Source organism: Candidatus Pelagibacter sp. HIMB1542 (assembly GCF_052047835.1).
Lineage (GTDB): Bacteria > Pseudomonadota > Alphaproteobacteria > Pelagibacterales > Pelagibacteraceae > Pelagibacter.
This window is the reverse complement of record NZ_JBNAJB010000002.1, coordinates 136,997-155,378: the sequence shown is the minus strand read 5'-3', so window position 1 is coordinate 155,378 and position 18,382 is coordinate 136,997. Positions and strand designations below refer to the sequence as shown.

Below are 18,382 nucleotides of genomic sequence, written 5' to 3'. Positions count from 1 at the left end.
TTTTAATCTCTTGATGGCATAATACCAGTTCTTTGGCCATCTATAGTATTTTCTGTATCAGTTGCTGCATCATTATAATCAGAAACATTTAAAGCAATTGTTGCAACCGAACCAGTCGATGGATTTGGAGATCCATTCATTTGAACATTAAAGAAATCTGTTGCAGCATCAGCATAATAACTTCCAGCAGCTGAAGTAAAGTCTGATGGATCAAAACCTGCTTCACCTGATTTAGTGGTTGTTGCGGTTGTACCGTTTGAATTATTTATACTAAAAATTCCATTATTTGTTCCCCACATTGATGTAGATGCTGATCCACTAGAATAATCTGTTGTAAAAGAATAGCTAAAATCTACATCAGCGTTACCATCTAAAGATAACGTTCCTGAGTATGTGTTGTTAATCGTTTGAGACGCAAAGTTAACTGTTGTTACACCACTAAAAGTCCCAGAACCTGTTCCTTTAGTTGCTGCCATGTTAATGTTGTTACCTGTATAAGTGTAAGTCCCTGAAGTTATACCTTGGAAATCTCCATAATTTGTTTCTCCTAAATTGGTACCACCATAACGTAAAATATATGCAAGACCGTCTCCACCTTCAGCATTTGCCATTGCAATTTGGTTTTCTGCAGACTCGTTTTCAAATTCAGCTTGACCTTCTTCGCCAATAATATCTACGACATCAACACCTAGCACTTCAGCTATTTGATCGAAAGTTAATCCTCCATCACTTAAATTCAAAGCAGTGGTTACTATTTCACCTATTATTTCATTTCCACTTATTTGCTGATCATCAAACAAACCTTCTTTAATTGCACTCTCTACTTCTTGAACATCAAGGTTTGCTTTAACATCTAAAAAATTTTGGAATTGTTGTAATTGTTCTTGTGTAATTTCAACTGGAGGTGTTGGAATTTGATTTAAAGATAATTGTGTGAATGAAAAAGGTGTATCTAATAATACACTCCCAAGTTCATTTGCAACTTCTACCGCACCTGGCCTTAATCCTAAGGTATTGTCTTCCCCAGGACCAATCAGCAATACTTGTGCATTATCTTCTTCATCTATAATTGTTTGAAACTCTGTACCTCTTGAACCTATTGTTCCAGCCGCAGTCTTAACTTCTAATTTTTCAGGGTTCTTCTGATTAATTAATCCACTTAAAACTTTTACACTACCTTCATTAAGTGTAGCTAAGAAGCTACCATCTAATGTACTTGGATCAAAAACAAATTCATCTATTGTTATTGATGTTTTTTCTCCGATTGTAAGAACCGTCTCGTCTAAAAAGATTATTTGAGATTTAGATTTTCCATCAGAAATAATTTCATCTCCAAAGAAAATTTTATCTCCAGCTTTTAATATTTCTCCTTTTTGATTGGTAATTTTTCCAATCGATAATGTAATTGCACCTACAATTTTCTCATCAGCAACTGAATGGCTGATAAAAAATAGGGTTAAAATTAGAGCCAATATTTTCTTCAAAACATCATCCTTTTTGTTAATCCAAATTTAATTAATTCCTTATCATAGTCGTAGTTAAGGATATTTGAGCTCGACTCTATATCAGAATAAGAAAGATTGTAAAAAACATTCTTTATATACTTATTCTTTATTAGATCTTCTAAATTTCCAGAAAGTGTAACACTATTTGTTACAATCTCATCATCTCTGACCGTATCGCTTTTTACGAAAGTGTCAGATTTATCATATTTATTTGAGTTATTTGAATGAGAAATTGTATAATTTAAAAATCCAATTTTTCCTGAATTTGAAATAGTATAAAAGTTATTTTCATATCCATAAGAGTCTAGCTTAGCGTTATACTGATTTATACCTAGTTTAAATTTTATATTGTTAGTATTACTAAAAAAATACTCGTAACCTGTTGCAATTCCATAATAAGTATTATTTTTATTATCTGCAGAACTAAAGTTAGTATCTGTTCTATAATCTGTAATACCCATATTTGAAGATACTAACAGATTTTGATTTGGTTTAGTTAGATATCTGTTTTCAACAGTAACATTATAAATTACATTTTCAGCATCATTAACAAAATTATTGTTATTCATTGAAAAGAAAGCGGACGTATAATTTTTATTGAATTGTTTATTGTAATTAACAAACAAAGAATCTAGATCATTTTCTTTATTCTTATCTCTATTCTGTCTTGTTACATTTTTACCTAAACTTAAACTTAAATTTGAAGTATCAGATAGTTTTTTAAAAGCTCCTGTTCTTATAAAGATGTCACTATAAGAATCTTCGTAAATAGTATCAGCAGCGTAATTACTTAAACTATCACTGATATACAATGTTTTAGAATTTGAAACAGTATTAACATTGTTTTCTTCTGCAAGATTAACACCAAAGTCTACATATCTAATCCAGTCATTTTCATCTCTAGGTTTCTTCTGATTTTCTAAAGTTTGGGTTAGTGAGTTAAGTTGCTCTCTGATATCAGCTGTTAATTTTTCACTCTGTTTTATTTCATCAATAATTGCTTTTGTTCTTTCTTTAGAATCTATTTTTAACGATATTGACAACAAATATAATTTTAAATCTAAATTTTCTGAGTATAGATCTGATAGTCTTTCTAAAGTTGCAATAACAGTTTTATAATTTCCTAAACTTTCTTGCTCCTTTGCAAATCTCAAATTTAATTCAAGATCAGTTGGATTGTTAAGAATTTCAGAATATTTTATTCCTTTGGAACTATCATTTGATATTTGTAAATTTTCTTTCTCAGATTTGTTTTCTGAAACAATTAATTCATTTATTTTACTAACAATATAACTTGGAACGTTTTCAAATTCCTTTAACTCATTTAATATTTTTTTTAACTCTGTCTCATTTTGAGTTTTTTCATAAAGATAAAATAGTTTTATTTTGATCTCTAAATTTTCTGGATAAATTTTTTTTAAAACTTCGAGCGCATAAATTGCCTCATTAACTTTGTTATCTTTTTCTTGATCAACAAATAAAAATGCTTGTTCAAGATCTTCCGGTTTATTTAAAACTTCACTTAAAACTAAATTTGCATGAGCCTTAGTGATTGAAATAAATATAAAAAAAAGAAAGATCAGTATTCTCATAACAATTCTTAAAATCCGGAGATGATCAGACAGGTAATGTCGTCTCTTAAAGGCTCTTTTCTTTTAGTTAAAATATCGCTTAAATGCTCAATAATTGCTACAGGCGACTTAAATTTATTATCACTAATTTCCTTTTCTACACCTTTTGCCTCTAATTCTTGATTATTCTCTAAGTATCCCTCTGTAACACCATCTGTATAGATAACTAAATTTTTATTTACTAAGCTTATTTCGTTTGTCTGAAAAAAATCGTCATTATCCATAGCCATAATTCCAAGCGGAGGTAGTGTAGATTTATAATATTCAAAATTAAAATTTTCGTCATAAACCATAATTGGTTCATGCCCAAGATTGATGTATTCTATTTTTTTTTCTTTAATATTATATTTTCCTACAACTGCAGTTATAAACATTCCTTGATAAGATGAGTCCGCAACTTGATTATTAATGTATCTTGCAATTGTAGATACTTCTTTATTAAGTTTTGCCATCGATCTAAAAACAGCTGCAGCATTTGCCATTAGTATTCCAGCCTTAACTCCCTTGCCAGAAACATCTGCTAATGTGAAATAAAATTCATCCTCAGATATTTTTATGTAATCGTAGTAATCACCAGAAACATCTCGCGCAGGAACATTCTTTGCGTAAAGAATATTTTTTTGTTCAAATTCTTTTGGAAATAATTTTTTTTGTACTTCACCAGCAATTTCTCTTTCTTTTTTTAAAACTATTTGTTTTTTTTCATTTTCAATAGCTATTTCATTTTCCTGGAGATATCTAAAATACAGTGTAACTAAAAATAGAAATGCAGAGCCTAAAGTAGTGTAAAATATATCTATAAAATAATTAAATTGGTAAAAGACTAAGCTAGAAGTTATTAGAAATACACATAAGCCTACAAAAAAAACTATACTTAGTTTTGGATTAACTTTTTTTGGAATTATTAATACTAAGATTAAAGAAATTAATAATATAATTATTTCAATAATATCTGTTTTTAAGTTTTTAATTATAAAGTCGTTATTTATAATATTTTCAATTGCATGAGCATGTGTTTCAACTCCAGGGATAACTTTTCCACTAGGTATTTTAACAAAATCAAATAAACCTTGTGCTGAGCTTCCAATTAAAATTATTTTATCTTTAATTATATTTTTACTAATTTTGTCATTTAAAATATCGACAGCTGAAATGTATTTATCTTTACCAAATTTTTTATAGTTGATATGAACTATTGCATTTGGATCTGTATTCAAACTATAGTTCTTGGTTCTAATTGTTTTTATTCCACTTTCTGATGATTGAATTAAAATACTTTTATTTTTATGTAACAATCTTAATGTTTCTAAACTTAGTGATGGCCAGATATCTCCATCGATTTTAAGTAAAATTGGTAATGACCGCAAGACACCATCCTGATTATCAAGATATGAAATGTTACCTATACCTTTTGCTGCATTATTTATAACTTCAAGTGAAGTGATTTTATTTTTAAAATTATATAAGTAGTTTTCTGCATCACCTCCTCTTGATATAAAGTTTGTTTTTGGTTTAGAATTATTCATTTTATCAAAAACAGAAATGTCTCCTAAAACTGGCAGTATTACATTTGAATTTTGAATTGCAGTAATTAGGGATTGGTCAGAGTCTAATACTCCTTCATTAGAAATATTAAGTTCTCCTAATATTTTGCTAGGATTTTGTTTGTCTTCTTCACTAAAAAAAATATCGAAAGAAATTACTGATGCTTCCAAATTCTCTAATTTGTCAACAAGGTTGGCAAATACGTCTCTTCTCCAGGGAAATTGGCCTACTTCACCTATACTTTTCTCGTCAATATCAACGATTAAAACATCATTAAAATCGCTATTTTCCTCAAAAATAGACTGGTAAATATCATATGAGATATTCTCTATTCGTTTAACAAAATTACTGTCCTGGATTTTAATTAGCACTAACAGCGCTAGAAAAATAAGCCCAAGGTATTTTTTTAAATTTTTCACAAATTTTTAATTTTTTTGTTTTTCAAATTCAGTAAGTGCATCTTCAAAACCTTGTAATGAAGATTTAATTAAAAATGGCTTTTCTCTAAATCCATCAACTAAAATTTCAAAGTAGATTGATTTTTTCATTGCTTCTTTAATTTGTTTAAAAAGACTCTCTATCGCAGGATCGGTAGTATCATTTGAAATTGATATTATACATCCAACAACTTCACATTTTATGAAAGGTAAATTAACTGCAGTCCCTTTATGAAAATTTATTGATGCAGGTCTTTGAACATTAACACCTAGTGGTGTGATTATATTAATTAATTCCTTTAACTCATTTTTATTATTTAAAAATTCAGAATACACTACTGTAAATTGTAGATTTAAATTTTTAACTTGTAAAAATTGTACAATTTCACATTTTTGTTTCTTGTTTTCAGTAACACATCGCAAAGTCCAATCTCTAAACTGTTTTGTAGTAACAGTTGGTACTTTTTCTTCACTTTGTTCTGCATGAGTAAAATTTAAATTAAATACAAATATAAATATAAAAGTTAGTAATAATCTCATATTTTAATCTCCAGTCGTTATAACCATAAAGCATTCTTTAAAGCTTCATTGGTTGTATTAATATTTTTTTTATTATTTTTATTTTGAATAAATAAAATATCTCTATTCATTTGAGGTTTATTTATTCTAGTGAATAAAAGTTTATGATCAATTGCTACACTTTCAGGAATTATTGCGACCCCTAAACCACTTTTAATACAAGAGGCTGCTGTTGTGTCACTATCAGTAAAAACAATATCTCTATCATTATTTTCTTGCTTTCTTTTTTTAATATTTTTTTGGATTTCTTTAAAGTCTGGGAAGGAACCTTTATTCTTTAAATAATCATAGTAAAAAAATTCGCAAGTATTTCTAAAGATATAATTTTTTTCTTTTCGAACCATATTTATACTTACTTCTTTAATATCTTGAAATTGGTGCCCCTTATAAAAGGCAACACAAAACGGATCTTCATATAAATTGACTTTATCAATATTATCATTTGAAAATTTGATACAACTTATCGCAAAATCAATTTTATTTTTTTCAACTAGATTAATCATTTCAAAACTATCACTCTCAATAACTTTTATTCTTACTTTAGGATTATTTTTTTTAATCAACCAAAGTATATTTTGTTTATGGGAATAGGTAAGGGTACTTGGAATACCAAAAGTAATTTGATCATTATTTATACTTTTATCATCAAATTCTATAGATTTTATATTTTCTATAACTTTATCATTGAACGCTAAAATTGATTTTGCATTCATGTAAAAAATTTCACCTTCTTTAGTTAGAGTGACTCCTTTTTTAGTTCTGATAAATAATTTTTTTCCCAAACTATTTTCAATAATTTGTACAGATCTTGTAATTGAAGGTTGAGCAACATTTAAACTCGAACTTGCAGATAAAATACTCCCCGTATCTGCTACTGTTATAAAATACTTTAAAAACTTAGGGTTTAAGAACTCTTGATTACTCATAATCGTATTTATAGAATTTTTTTATATTTAATCAAATTGTATATATAACTAATATTATATACCATAAGTTGCATCAAAATAACTTTATTGGATTAGTGCAAGTCAAAAATTAAATGTTGTTAGAATTAAATGAAAAATTTCTTTTTTTGAAAAAGTTTATTTGCTGTTTATTTTTGATATTTATTTTTTCATTTAACGGCAAAAGTTTAGCTAACACTATAAATGAAAATACCGACACTGTAGAAAATAATAATCTTGATTTAGATGGCGATATAAAAGCAAGCACAACTTACAATATTACAAATAATGCTGTTTATACTCTTAACGGAGAAATACTTAGTAACGGCTATGATTTGACAAAACAAGGGAATGGAACTTTAATTTTAAACGCAAATAGTTCAAATTTTGGTAATGTTATTTCTAATACTTTCACCATAGAAGGTGGTTTGGTTGGAATTGGAAACAATGGATCGTTTGGAAGCGCAAACAACACAATTAGTTTAGAGGGTGGAGGAATATCATCCTCAAACACATCATCTCGTTCGATTAGTAATGATATAAACATAACATCATCAACAACTATTGGTAATGCAACAAATAATGGTGCCTTAACTTTGTCAGGCGATGCCTCAATTTCTGGAGGCAAACATACTGTTACATCAAATAGTAATAATACTTTATCTGGGGCTGTAAATCTTGGAGGTCAGAATATAACATTTGATACTGCAAGTGGAGTTACTTCAACTATATCTGGAATCGTTAGTAATGGTAATGTAGTTAAATCTGGAAGTGGTACTTTAAAGTTAACTGGAACAAACACTCAATCTCAAACAGTTTTAAATGGAGGAATATTAGAGGTTGCAACTGATAGAGGTTTAGGAAGTGAACCTGGTAGTTTAGTTTCTGATAATATTAGAATTGTTGATGCAACTTTAAAATTTTCTAACACAGGTACAATTACTCTACATGCTAATAGAGGTATTACTTTAGCAAATAATAATGCAACGATTGAAGTAACTAATTCAGGTGCTAGGGTAAATTATTATGGTGATATAACGGGTAATTATAATTTAACAAAAACTGGTTCAGGTATTTTAGCTTTAGGTGCTGCTAATACTCATGATTTATCAGGAGATGTAACAGTAAGTGCTGGTCAAATGATATTTGTCAGTGGAACTTCAGATGCATATTCCTTTGATGTTATAGTTGCAAATGGAGCTAATGCGTCTGTAAATAATGATGCTTTTGCTTCAGGAAATTCAATTACTGTTCAAAGTGGAGGTTCTTTAAATTTTTATCCAGGGACAGATTCTGGAAGAACCTATAGCATGGACATAAGTTTATCAGGTTCTGGGAATAATAATTTAAACAGTGGTACAGCAGCAACATTAACATCTAGTTATGATAGAAATACTACTTTGACTGGAACAGTAACTTTAACTGCGGACTCGAATGTATTGCACAAACCTAATTTAAATTCAGATGCAAGTAATAAGTTTATATTTGGTAATTCAAATGGGTCTGCTACTACTGCAATTAATTTAGGTAGCAACACCTTCACATTGCTTGCTGAAGGAACTAACGCTAGAGAATATCAGTTTTTAGATCTTGTTATTGGAACTGGAACTTTAGATGTTGATAGATATACAACAGCAGACTTTACAAGTGGAGAAGGAGGTTTTGCAGACACAGTAAATTTAGATGTTCAGGGAACTCTAAATATGGGCTCAAGTGACACTATAGCTTCACTTACAGGTACTTCTACAGGTTCAATAGATCTACAAAATACAACTCTAACAATAGACCAAGATACCAATACTACTTATGCCGGGGTAATTACAGATAGCACAGGAACAAGTTCTATTGTTAAGTCAGGTACAGGAACATTAACTTTAAGCGGAACAAACTCTTACAGCGGTAATACTACCCTTAATGCTGGAAATTTAAGTATTTCAGCTGATAACAATCTTGGCTCTGCACCCGGTACTGCTGACGCTGATAACATAATCTTTAATGGTGGTGGCCTAATAATAAGCTCAGGAGTTACCTTTGATTCAAATAGAGGAGTTACTATGACAGGTGCTGGAACAATAAATACAGCATCGTCAACAACATCAAATATTCAAGGTGTTATCACTGGCTCAGGTGCTTTAACTAAATCAGGTGATGGAACTTTAACCTTAAGTGCAACAAATACTAATACTGGAGATATTACAATTTCAGCTGGAACATTAGACGTTCAAGGTCAGTTAGAAAGTGGAAATTATGATGGAGCAATTTCTAATTCTGGTCAATTAAAAATCAATTCATCATCTAACCAAACTCTAGCTGGAACAATTTCAGGCACTGGAATTTTAGCTAAAACTGGTTCAGGAACACTTACACTAACTGGAACAAATACTTATAGTGGCCAAACAACAATTGAAGGCGGAACTGTTGTTGCTTCAAACTCATCTAGTTTAGGAGCAACACCTGGATCTGTAGCAAGTACCAATATAGTTTTAAATAATGGAACACTTCAAACTACAAATTCTTTTTCCATAGGATCAAATAAAGGAATAACAGTTGTTGGTAGTGGAGGAACAATTAATACTGATGCATCAACTACATTAACTTATGGTGGTGTAATTAGTAACAATGGTACTTTGACAAAAACTGGTGATGGAACCTTAACTTTAAGTGGAGCAAATACATATACAGGTGCAACCACAGTTAGTGCTGGAACATTAAATGTTACAGGAACCTTATCTGACGATACAGCAATTACAGTTTCATCTGGAGCGACCTATGATGTTGATGCGAGTGATACAATAAAATCTATTGATGGAGCTGGAACAATTGATATTGCAAGTGGTCAAACATTAACAGCAGGGGATGCTACAAACAAAACTTTCTCAGGTGTCATTCAAGGATTAGGAGGACTTGCAAAAACTGGAACTGGCACATTAACTCTTAGTGGAACAAATACATATACTGGTGATACAACTATTTCCCAAGGGGGCATTACACTTCAAGGTCAGTTAGAAAGTGGAAATTATGATGGTGCAATTGCAAATTCAGGAACTTTAACAGTAGATTCATCATCTAACCAAACTTTAGCAGGTGTAATTTCAGGAACTGGTGCTTTAAATAAATCTGGAAGTGGAACTTTAACTCTTTCAGGTACAAATACTTATTCTGGTTCAACAACTATTACAAATGGAACTATTAGTGTTTCAAGTTCAGCTAATTTAGGAGCAACTCCTAGCAGCGCAGATGGAGATAACATAATTTTTAATGGTGGAACTTTAAGTGCTACAAATGATTTTACTTTAGGTACAAATAAAGGAATTACGTTAACTGGTAATGGCACAATTGATGTAGCATCATCTAACACAATGACCTTTGATGGTATCATTACAGATTCTGGTAATTTAACTAAATCTGGAAGTGGTACTTTAGTTTTGGGTGGAGCTAATCAGAATGATGGAACAATTACAGTAAATTCAGGTATTCTAGAAATATCTGATCAGTATTCTTTAGGGTCATCAAGTGGAGGAACAGTTGTTGCAGATGGTGCAAGTTTAAAAATAACTGATGCAATTACGATTACTAATGAGAGCTTAACATTAAATGGAAATGGTGTAAGTAATGGTGGTGCTTTACAAGCTGCAAATACTTCTGGAACAATAACATTATCAGGGAGTGCTACTACTCTTGGTTCTGATACTACAATAAATATTGATGACGGAAATTTAACATTTGGTGGTCGTTTAACAGCAGGAGCCAACAATTATGATTTAACTATTACAGGTGGTGATGGAACAATTAGACCATCAGGTGGTTTAGTGTTGAATTCTGGAACTTTGACAATGTCAGCGACTGGTACATTTTTTGCAGAGAACAGCAGTACTTATTCTGGAGGTACTACAGTGACTGCTGGTGCAATTCAGTATGGAAATAATGATGCTTTTGGTACAGGCGCTATAACAATGACTGGAGGTAAATTTTATACATCAGATGCAAGTGATTTTACAATTGATGAGAATTTAAATTTACAGGGTTCAATAACTTTAGGAAATAGTGGAGATAGCAATACAATTACTTTTTCAGGAACTAATACTCTAACTGGAAATACCACTGCTAGCATTGATAGTGCTGTATCAATGGCAGCAATTGATGATGGGTCTAACACTTATAATTTAATTAAATCTGGAAGTGGAACCTTAACTTTAACTGGCTCAAATGGTTACGATGGTACTACTACCATCAGTGCTGGAACTTTAACTGTAACAGGAACTCTTGACAACAATACAGCAGTAACGGTTTCAAGTGGCGCTACTTATGATGTTGACGCAAGCGATACTATATCATCATTAGCTGGAGCAGGTACAATTGATATAGCAAGTTCTCAAACACTAACTGCTGGAGATAGTAATGATAAAACTTTGTCAGGTGTAATATCAGGTTCTGGAGGTTTAACAAAAGTGGGATCAGGAACTCAAACTTTAAGTGGCACAAATACTTACACAGGCGCTACGACAGTTAGTGCTGGAACTCTAACTGTTACAGGATCGTTATCAGATAGTACTGCTGTTTCTGTTGCTTCAGGTGCAATTTATGATGTTGATGTAAGTGATACTATTGCTTCTGTAGATGGAGCAGGAACAATAGAAATTGCTAACGCTGTAACTTTGACTACCGGTGATGCAAATGACCAAGAATTAAGCGGTACTATTTCAGGTTCTGGATCTATAACTAAAGTAGGAAATGGTATTTTAACCTTATCAGGTACAAATTCTTATAGTGGAGATACCACTATTTCAGCAGGTACATTATTGGTTACAAGTCAATTGGGCGGAGGATCTTATGCAGGTGATATTTCGAATGCTGGAGATTTAGGTATTAACTCTTCAAATAATCAGACATTATCTGGAGTTATTTCAGGATCAGGTACCATTAATAAATCGGGTTTTGGAGAATTAACCCTTACAGGTGCTAACACATTTGATGGAACGATTAATATTGCTGGAGGAACATTATTTGCAGGAGGAAGTAGTGATAGCTCAAATAAAATTACTGAAGGAAATATTATTGTTAAAGGAGGTACACTAAGTGGTAGTGGTATTATAGATGGTAATGTTACATTTTCATCAACAGCTGGTACTTTAGCTCCAGGAAATAGTATAGGCACTCTTACTATAAATGACAACCTAACGCTATCTGCAGATGACACTACAAACATTGAATTTAATTCGACAACAGCAGACAAGATAGTAATTAATGGAAATACTGAACTTGCTGGAACTATTTCTTTATACCCTGAAGATACCACTTACTCAGATGTGACACATACAATTGTAGATGCTTCTGGTGGTGGAACATTTAATGGAACTTTTTCAACAGAGACAATGAATAACGAGAGTAATCTTAATGATGCTACTTGGGATATTGTCTATGATACTTCGGCTAAAACTGTTTCTTTACAAATTACTGAAGCAGCTAGCACATGTAACATAAACTGCACAACAACAGTTTCATCATCAAAAGACATTGCAAAAGTTTTTGACAATGCAACTAGCGGAACATTAAAAGACGTAAAAGATGTTTTGGATAGCGCAACAGTTTCTTCAGTAAATACAGAATTAGATAAATTAAAAGGTACTGTAATTGCAACATCATCTATTCAATCAAATACTAATCATAATTATTTTAATAGAGCTGTTGCTAATACAACGTCTCTTTCAAACACAACATTTGTAACTAATTTTACTTCTACAGCTAATGAGCTTACTTTAGCATCATTACAAGACCAAGGTTTGTATGGTGATAAGAAAAGATACAATGAATACTATGATTATAGCGATGTATCTGTTTTAGGTTTTATAAAAAATAATAAAAATAAATCATTTTTTGAAAGGTTCGAGTCAGATGATAGGGCTTCATTTTTAAGAACTTTTGGAACAAATACTAAAAGAGATAATATTGGTGAAGGCTACACAGGATATAATTCTGATACGACAGGAATATTATTTGGAGAACAATTTAAAAAAGACGATATAAATTTTGATGGTTATTCAATTGGAATTTCAAAAACTGATACAACCTATAATGATAGTTATGGAGATGCTGAAATTTATTCAATGCATGCCTCAATGTTTAAGCAAATAGATGATGAAGATTATGCATTTAATTTATTAGGTAGCGCTTTTGTATCTAAGACTAACAGCAATAGAAATGTATCTGTATTTGGAACTTCAGTAGATGATAAGTATAAATCTGACTTTTATGATGTTGGTTTAAATTTAGAAGCTCAGCATATAGCAAAGTATGATTTTAATGGTTATAAAATATCTCCATCTGCTAAAATAAATTATAGCTATATTTTCAAGGGAGATACAAAAGAAACAGGTGGTGATTTAGCATTAACAGTTGATAATGAAGATCTTTTTATCGTCAAACCTGAGGTTGGAATTTCAGTATCAAAAAACTTTTCTGAAAAAGATAATAAATTAAGTCAGTTGGAATTAGCAGCTTTTGTATCTAGAGACTACTTTATCGAAGGAACAGAAAATAAAGCAAGATTTGCATCTGGCTCTACTTTTAACCACGATTTGCCAAGAGACAAAGAAGACTACTACTCTTTAGGGGTAGGGTATAATTTTCTTAATAAAGAGAATAACACAAGCCTAATGGCTAATGCATTTTTGTTAGAAAATACAAAAGAAGACATCAGCTCTAATATTTTTTCAATTACATTTAGAAAATTCTTTGGTGAATTTGCAAAAGGTAGAATACCAAGCGTGATTGCAAAAAAAGATATCCCAGTAAAATCTGATCAGGATCAAAATGATAATGAGGAACAAACTAAAGTAGTTTTAAAGAAAGATCCTCCTATGAAATCTGATAAAGATTTAGAACAGAGTAATGAAGTTATATCGAGCGATAATGAAATAGGAAAGGATGAAACTATCATAGCAACTTTTCCAGATCAAAATTTAAACAATGATATTAAAAAAGATGTTAAAGAAAAAATTAAAAATTTTGAGAAAAAAATTGAAATAGTTTTAAAAGAAAATCCAACAAAAGAGGAAGTTGAGGAAATTTATATCAGTTTAAACAATGAAATGAAAAATTCATCTAAAAGAGATCTAACTTTAGATGACGTTTATAATAATTTGTTTGCAAATTGTTATGCGGTAGAAAAAAATCTAACAAGATTAATTAATTATTATGATAAATTACAATTATACCAAATATTGGATAAATGTTCTCAGTTAAAAGATCCAAAAATACATTTAATCGCAAATAGGTTACATGATATTCAAATGGACGAAAGATCTGCTATTGAGATTTTATATTCAAGATATCTTAAAATTTTAAGTTACATTCCAATAGTAACTTTCATAGCATTAATCATTCTATTTTATGAAATTATTAGAAGATTTATTACTTATCGATATAAATCGAGAATTATAAGTTAAGAAAAATTATTGATAGTATTTTCAATATCTTCTCTTTTTATCATCATTAGATCTAATTTTGTTTTATTTTCTTTCTTATTCAATCTTACAGATTGAATTTGAATACAATTTTCAAAAAACCTTCTTAAATCCCTTGCATTAGAATACTGGTCACCAGTTATTTCTATAATTTTATTACACGCGTTTTTAATTGAAGTACTTGCATCATTTGCAATCATATATTTATTATCTCGACAGAGTTTGAAGAAGATCTGGTATAATTCTAAATCATTGTAATTTTCAAAAATTATATTTCTCTTAAAACGTGATGCAAGACCAGCATTTGATGATATGAATTTTTTCATATTATTTTCGTATCCAGCTACAATCACTATTAATCTATCCCTATAATCTTCCATAAATTTCAGTAATTCATCAATTGCTTCTTGACCATTATCATTGGGGTCATCTTTGTTTATCAAAGTGTATGCTTCATCAATAAATAATACATTGTCTATTGCTTGATTAAATTTTTCTGCCGCTCTTTCTGCGGTTTTACCTTTTTCCGCTACAACCAGATCACTTCTGGTTACTTCTATAAGTTTTCCTCCAGCAATAATGCCAAGATCCCTGTAAATATTAGACAAAAGTCTAGCTACTGTAGTTTTCCCCGTTCCTGGATTGCCAGAAAAAATTAAGTGGTAGGTAAGTGGCATTGCATCACCTAAACCCTGTTCTTTTCTATCCTTAGAATTTTGAAGAAAAGCCAATAAGTTTTTAACTTCTTCCTTTACTTTTTTTAATCCAGGCAATCTATTAATTTCGTTCAGGTTTTTTTCGAGATCTTCATTCATTGATTTCTATTGAATTATAGTTAAAAATTAATTTAGGATCTTTTTATTTAAATGAAACTAATAATTCAAACACTTTTAATTTTATTTTTTTCATCTTCTTTTTTGTACTCGGGTGAGCCTGGAGATTTACCTGGAGAAGAACAAAAAAAGCCAGAAGAAATGTTTGATGAAAAACCCATTGAAAAAGAGGGTTTGGATGTTTCAAATATTACTGAATTATTGAAACCAAAAAATACAGAAGTTGTACTTCCTAAAAATAGGCTAGAGAAAATATTCAATCAGTTTTTTTTAGCTGAACTTAATAGGGATCAATTAAATATAATTGGTGAATGCGAAAACAATCTCGCAGAGGGAAAATGTTTTAAAGTAGAGCCAAATAAATTATCAAATCATTTTAACAATTATTACTTTTACACAAATTCTCAAAATCAAGTTTATTCAATAATTGCATTTAATAATAAAAGACAAGGTGACTTAAATAATTGCAAAGAGAAAATTTCTCTATGGAAAGATTATTTTAATAGTTATGATTTAATCGAAAAGGAACCTAAAGATAATTCTTTAAATTTCGTATTAACTGATGCTCCTCAAAAAAATAGTATTGAAATCTTTGCTTCTTGTTATGATGAACAATTTAGAGATATATCATCTAGTTTTAGTATTAAATTTTTCAAAAATGTTTAATGAGAATTTTTGCTATTCTCATACTAAGTGTCTTTATTCATAATCAATTATACGCTGGTAATATTACTCCTGAGGTAAGACAAGCTTACAAGGAAAGAACAGAATTTGTAAAAAAATATATATCCACGATAAAAGAGAATAGAAAAACAAATAAAAAATTTAAGGGAAGCATAGTCGAAGCTGTTTCCGGGAGATTGTACACTAGCTGGGGGACGTTATCTCAATATGAATTAGATCAAAAAGCTTTAAAAAATTGTAAAAGTGATGGTGAAATTGAATGTCTTGTGCGATTTAGAACACTTAAGAAAAATCCTAAATATAATAGATATGCAAAATATATTACTTCAAAATCAAGTTTAAAAGTTTTGGGTGAACATATTAAATCAAAAAAAAAATTTTCTTCAAAAGGGATAGATATCTTAATTAGTATTGAAAACTTTAAAAACAAAAATGATTTTTTTTGTGGTCAAACAAAGTCAAATTATAAAGATGTTATTAATAACCTTGTAAAAGAAATAAATGTTTATCCGGCATCTTTCTTAAAAAATTCAGGACTAAAATATGTAATGATTTGTGAAAAAATTACTGACAAATCATTAGGATTTGAGCCAGGTGGATTGGCACCAGGACATGTCGATCAATCACCTGGAGTTTTTTATTTGAACTTGTCAGCGGTTAATAAAATTAAAAATTCAAAAGCAAAAAAAGATTATATTAGAATTTTGTTCCATCACGAATTTTATCACATAATCGATTCTAAATTGTCTTTAATGCAATTAGATGAAGCTTGGGAAAAAATAAACAAAGTGGATTATTCTAATGATTTAATAACAGGGGGTATTGGAATAGATACATCTGTTGAAGGTTTTATTTCAGGTTATGCTAGAAATAATTCTGCAGAAGATAAAGCAGAATTATTTGCTTTTATGGTAGCTCAACATAAAGAATTTAAAAAAGCCATTGCTAAAGATGAAATATTATTGAAGAAATCCAAATTAATGATTTCAAGGCTTAAAGGAATTTCTAAAGAAATAGATAAAAAGTTTTGGAAAAAATTAAATTAAGATTTTCTTAAATCACTGATATTTTTAATTAGCTCTTGGCAATCTTTTTCCACCCTTGAAAATACATCCGACCAGTCTCCCTGTATTTTTTGGCGATAAATTCTAAAATTATCATACCAAATAGTTTCATCTTTAGAATTTAACCATCGCCAATCAGAAACTTTTGGAAGTAATAACCAAGTTTGAGTACCTAGCGTTCCAGCCAAGTGGGCAATTGAGGTGTCAGTTGTAATAACTAGATCTAAATATTTTATAATTGCAGCTGTATCTACAAATTTTTTTGATCCTGTATCCATCAGTAAATCATAATTTACAATGTGTTCTTCCAACTGAAATTTTTCAATTTCTGAAACAGCGTTGCCTTTTTGTAAATTTATGAATGTAGCTAATGGATTCTTAACAATGCTCTTAAAACCATTTAAAGAAACTGAGTTATTAGCAACTCTAGGATTTAAACTGCTACCTTGCCAATTTAAACCAATTTTCACATTATCATTTACTTCGATAAGAGTTTCCCATTCCAGAAGTTTATTATCATTTATTTTTAGAGGTGATGGAAAAGGACAATTGCTATTAAGATCTGGTGTAAGTAAATAGATTAAATTTTGTAAGGGTATCCAATAATCATAATCATCATATTCACTTTCATTAGAAATAATTTCTTCTATAAAAACCATATCCTCAAAAAAATGATGCAGTTCTTCTTGGCACTGGAATATAATTTTACAATTTAGTTGGCTTAATGTTTCAAGATATCTCGAAAATTGTAAAGTATTACCCAATCCATTTTCTGCGATAATAAGAATTGTTTTATTCTCAATATTTTGACCATTCCAAATTAAATTTTTTTTATGAAGTACTGATTTAAAATTTTTATCTTCATATATTCTATGATGATATTCTTTAAAACCTTCTTCAAAATTTGACATTGATAAAAGAGTAGTTCCTAAATTAATTTTTGATTTATTAAAGTTAGGATTAAGTTCAATTGTTTTTCTATACATTTCAATTGCTTCAGAATATTTTCCAGCGTTTAGTAAAGTATTTGCAAAATTGAAATGTACTACATGTGAGTCTGGTTTAGCCTTAATCGCTCTTTGATGACAAATTATTGCATCTTCGTATTTATGCTGAAGATAGAATAAGTTCCCAAGGTTACTTAAAATGAAATGATTACTTGGATTATTTATAAGGCCTTGTTGATAAACTTTTATCGCTTCATCATATTTTTGATCTTGTTTGTATAAAGTTGCAAGACTTAAGTATGCCTTTATTTCTTTAGGATCTATTTTGATTACAGCCTTATAACATTCTACCGCTTTTTCTAAGTTTTTACTTTGTTCATATACTAGACCTAAACTTAAGTAACCATCAACATAAGTAGGGTCGTGAGCCAAAAGGTTTGTTAAAACTTTTTCAGCAGCAGAATTATTATTTAATAAAAAAATATTTGTACCTAATCTATTAAGAGCTTTACGATCAAAGTTTCTATCTAGTGAAGAAAGATAATACCAAATAGATTTATCAAAATTATTTTGTTTATAATGAATATCTCCTATTAAATTATAAATCTCATGATTGTTAGGATCATGTTTTAATAAATTGCATGCATTCTGTTCAGCAAGACCATATTGTCTATTGTCTAATAATTGATAATTTTTTTTTATGTTTTGAGCAACAAGAGATTTATTCATTTTTAAACGAATCAGTTATCT

At 29.8% G+C, this 18,382-nt stretch carries 10 protein-coding genes; 3 read left to right on the top strand and 7 right to left on the bottom strand.

Going from position 1 to position 18,382, the window contains the following annotated elements:
- Window positions 1–2: 2 nt before the first annotated feature.
- The 5 genes from ACTTBI_RS05105 to ACTTBI_RS05085 are packed head-to-tail and all read right to left on the bottom strand — an operon-like array spanning window position 3 to window position 6,623.
- Window positions 3–1,484 carry a FecR domain-containing protein gene (locus ACTTBI_RS05105; protein ID WP_440652959.1) on the bottom strand — a complete coding sequence of 494 codons (1,482 nt, stop codon included), beginning with the start codon at window positions 1,482–1,484 and terminating at the stop codon, window positions 3–5.
- Window positions 1,481–3,097, bottom strand: a complete 1,617-nt coding sequence (locus ACTTBI_RS05100) for a tetratricopeptide repeat protein (protein ID WP_440652958.1) — start codon at window positions 3,095–3,097, stop codon at window positions 1,481–1,483. Before ACTTBI_RS05100 ends, ACTTBI_RS05105 begins: the two co-directional genes overlap by 4 nt.
- A gap of 8 nt (window positions 3,098–3,105) precedes the next feature.
- The gene (locus ACTTBI_RS05095) at window positions 3,106–5,100 is read right to left on the bottom strand and encodes a CHASE2 domain-containing protein (RefSeq protein WP_440652957.1); all 1,995 of its coding nucleotides are present in this window, start codon (window positions 5,098–5,100) and stop codon (window positions 3,106–3,108) included.
- A gap of 6 nt (window positions 5,101–5,106) precedes the next feature.
- Entirely contained in the window at window positions 5,107–5,658 is a 552-nt protein-coding gene (locus tag ACTTBI_RS05090) for an invasion associated locus B family protein (RefSeq protein ID WP_262589719.1), read from the bottom strand.
- 17 nt (window positions 5,659–5,675) lie between these two features.
- The gene (locus ACTTBI_RS05085; RefSeq protein WP_440652955.1) at window positions 5,676–6,623 is read right to left on the bottom strand and encodes a LysR family transcriptional regulator; all 948 of its coding nucleotides are present in this window, start codon (window positions 6,621–6,623) and stop codon (window positions 5,676–5,678) included.
- Window positions 6,624–6,736: 113 nt separating this feature from the next.
- On the opposite strand from ACTTBI_RS05085, the gene ACTTBI_RS05080 reads away from it, so the two are divergent.
- Window positions 6,737–14,086 (top strand): autotransporter-associated beta strand repeat-containing protein, encoded by a 7,350-nt coding sequence (locus tag ACTTBI_RS05080; protein WP_440652954.1) that lies wholly within the window; start codon window positions 6,737–6,739, stop codon window positions 14,084–14,086.
- Here the strand turns inward: ACTTBI_RS05080 and ACTTBI_RS05075 are convergent.
- Window positions 14,083–14,919, bottom strand: a complete 837-nt coding sequence (locus ACTTBI_RS05075; RefSeq protein ID WP_440652952.1) for an AAA family ATPase — start codon at window positions 14,917–14,919, stop codon at window positions 14,083–14,085. The two genes, ACTTBI_RS05080 and ACTTBI_RS05075, sit on opposite strands and share 4 nt — an antisense overlap.
- 51 nt (window positions 14,920–14,970) lie before the next feature.
- Here ACTTBI_RS05075 and ACTTBI_RS05070 point away from each other — a divergent pair, with 51 nt between their 5' ends.
- Complete coding sequence (locus tag ACTTBI_RS05070; protein WP_440652951.1) at window positions 14,971–15,603, top strand: hypothetical protein; 633 nt, start codon at window positions 14,971–14,973, stop codon at window positions 15,601–15,603.
- Window positions 15,603–16,667, top strand: coding sequence for a putative zinc-binding metallopeptidase (locus ACTTBI_RS05065; RefSeq protein ID WP_440652950.1), 1,065 nt, complete (start codon window positions 15,603–15,605; stop codon window positions 16,665–16,667). The genes ACTTBI_RS05070 and ACTTBI_RS05065 overlap by 1 nt, the downstream gene beginning before the upstream one ends.
- On the opposite strand, the gene ACTTBI_RS05060 is transcribed toward ACTTBI_RS05065, so the two are convergent.
- Window positions 16,664–18,361, bottom strand: a complete 1,698-nt coding sequence (locus tag ACTTBI_RS05060; protein WP_440652949.1) for a tetratricopeptide repeat protein — start codon at window positions 18,359–18,361, stop codon at window positions 16,664–16,666. The two genes, ACTTBI_RS05065 and ACTTBI_RS05060, sit on opposite strands and share 4 nt — an antisense overlap.
- Window positions 18,362–18,382: the final 21 nt, after the last annotated feature.

What these genes read in the sequence shown, in the direction of transcription:
- ACTTBI_RS05075 (WP_440652952.1), bottom strand. Translation starts at nt 14,919, where the DNA reads ATGAATGAAGATCTCGAAAAAAACCTGAACGAAATTAATAGATTGCCT.
- ACTTBI_RS05100 (WP_440652958.1), bottom strand. Translation starts at nt 3,097, where the DNA reads ATGAGAATACTGATCTTTCTTTTTTTTATATTTATTTCAATCACTAAG.
- ACTTBI_RS05085 (WP_440652955.1), bottom strand. Translation starts at nt 6,623, where the DNA reads ATGAGTAATCAAGAGTTCTTAAACCCTAAGTTTTTAAAGTATTTTATA.
- ACTTBI_RS05065 (WP_440652950.1), top strand. Translation starts at nt 15,603, where the DNA reads ATGAGAATTTTTGCTATTCTCATACTAAGTGTCTTTATTCATAATCAA.
- ACTTBI_RS05090 (WP_262589719.1), bottom strand. Translation starts at nt 5,658, where the DNA reads ATGAGATTATTACTAACTTTTATATTTATATTTGTATTTAATTTAAAT.
- ACTTBI_RS05060 (WP_440652949.1), bottom strand. Translation starts at nt 18,361, where the DNA reads ATGAATAAATCTCTTGTTGCTCAAAACATAAAAAAAAATTATCAATTA.
- ACTTBI_RS05080 (WP_440652954.1), top strand. Translation starts at nt 6,737, where the DNA reads ATGTTGTTAGAATTAAATGAAAAATTTCTTTTTTTGAAAAAGTTTATT.
- ACTTBI_RS05070 (WP_440652951.1), top strand. Translation starts at nt 14,971, where the DNA reads ATGAAACTAATAATTCAAACACTTTTAATTTTATTTTTTTCATCTTCT.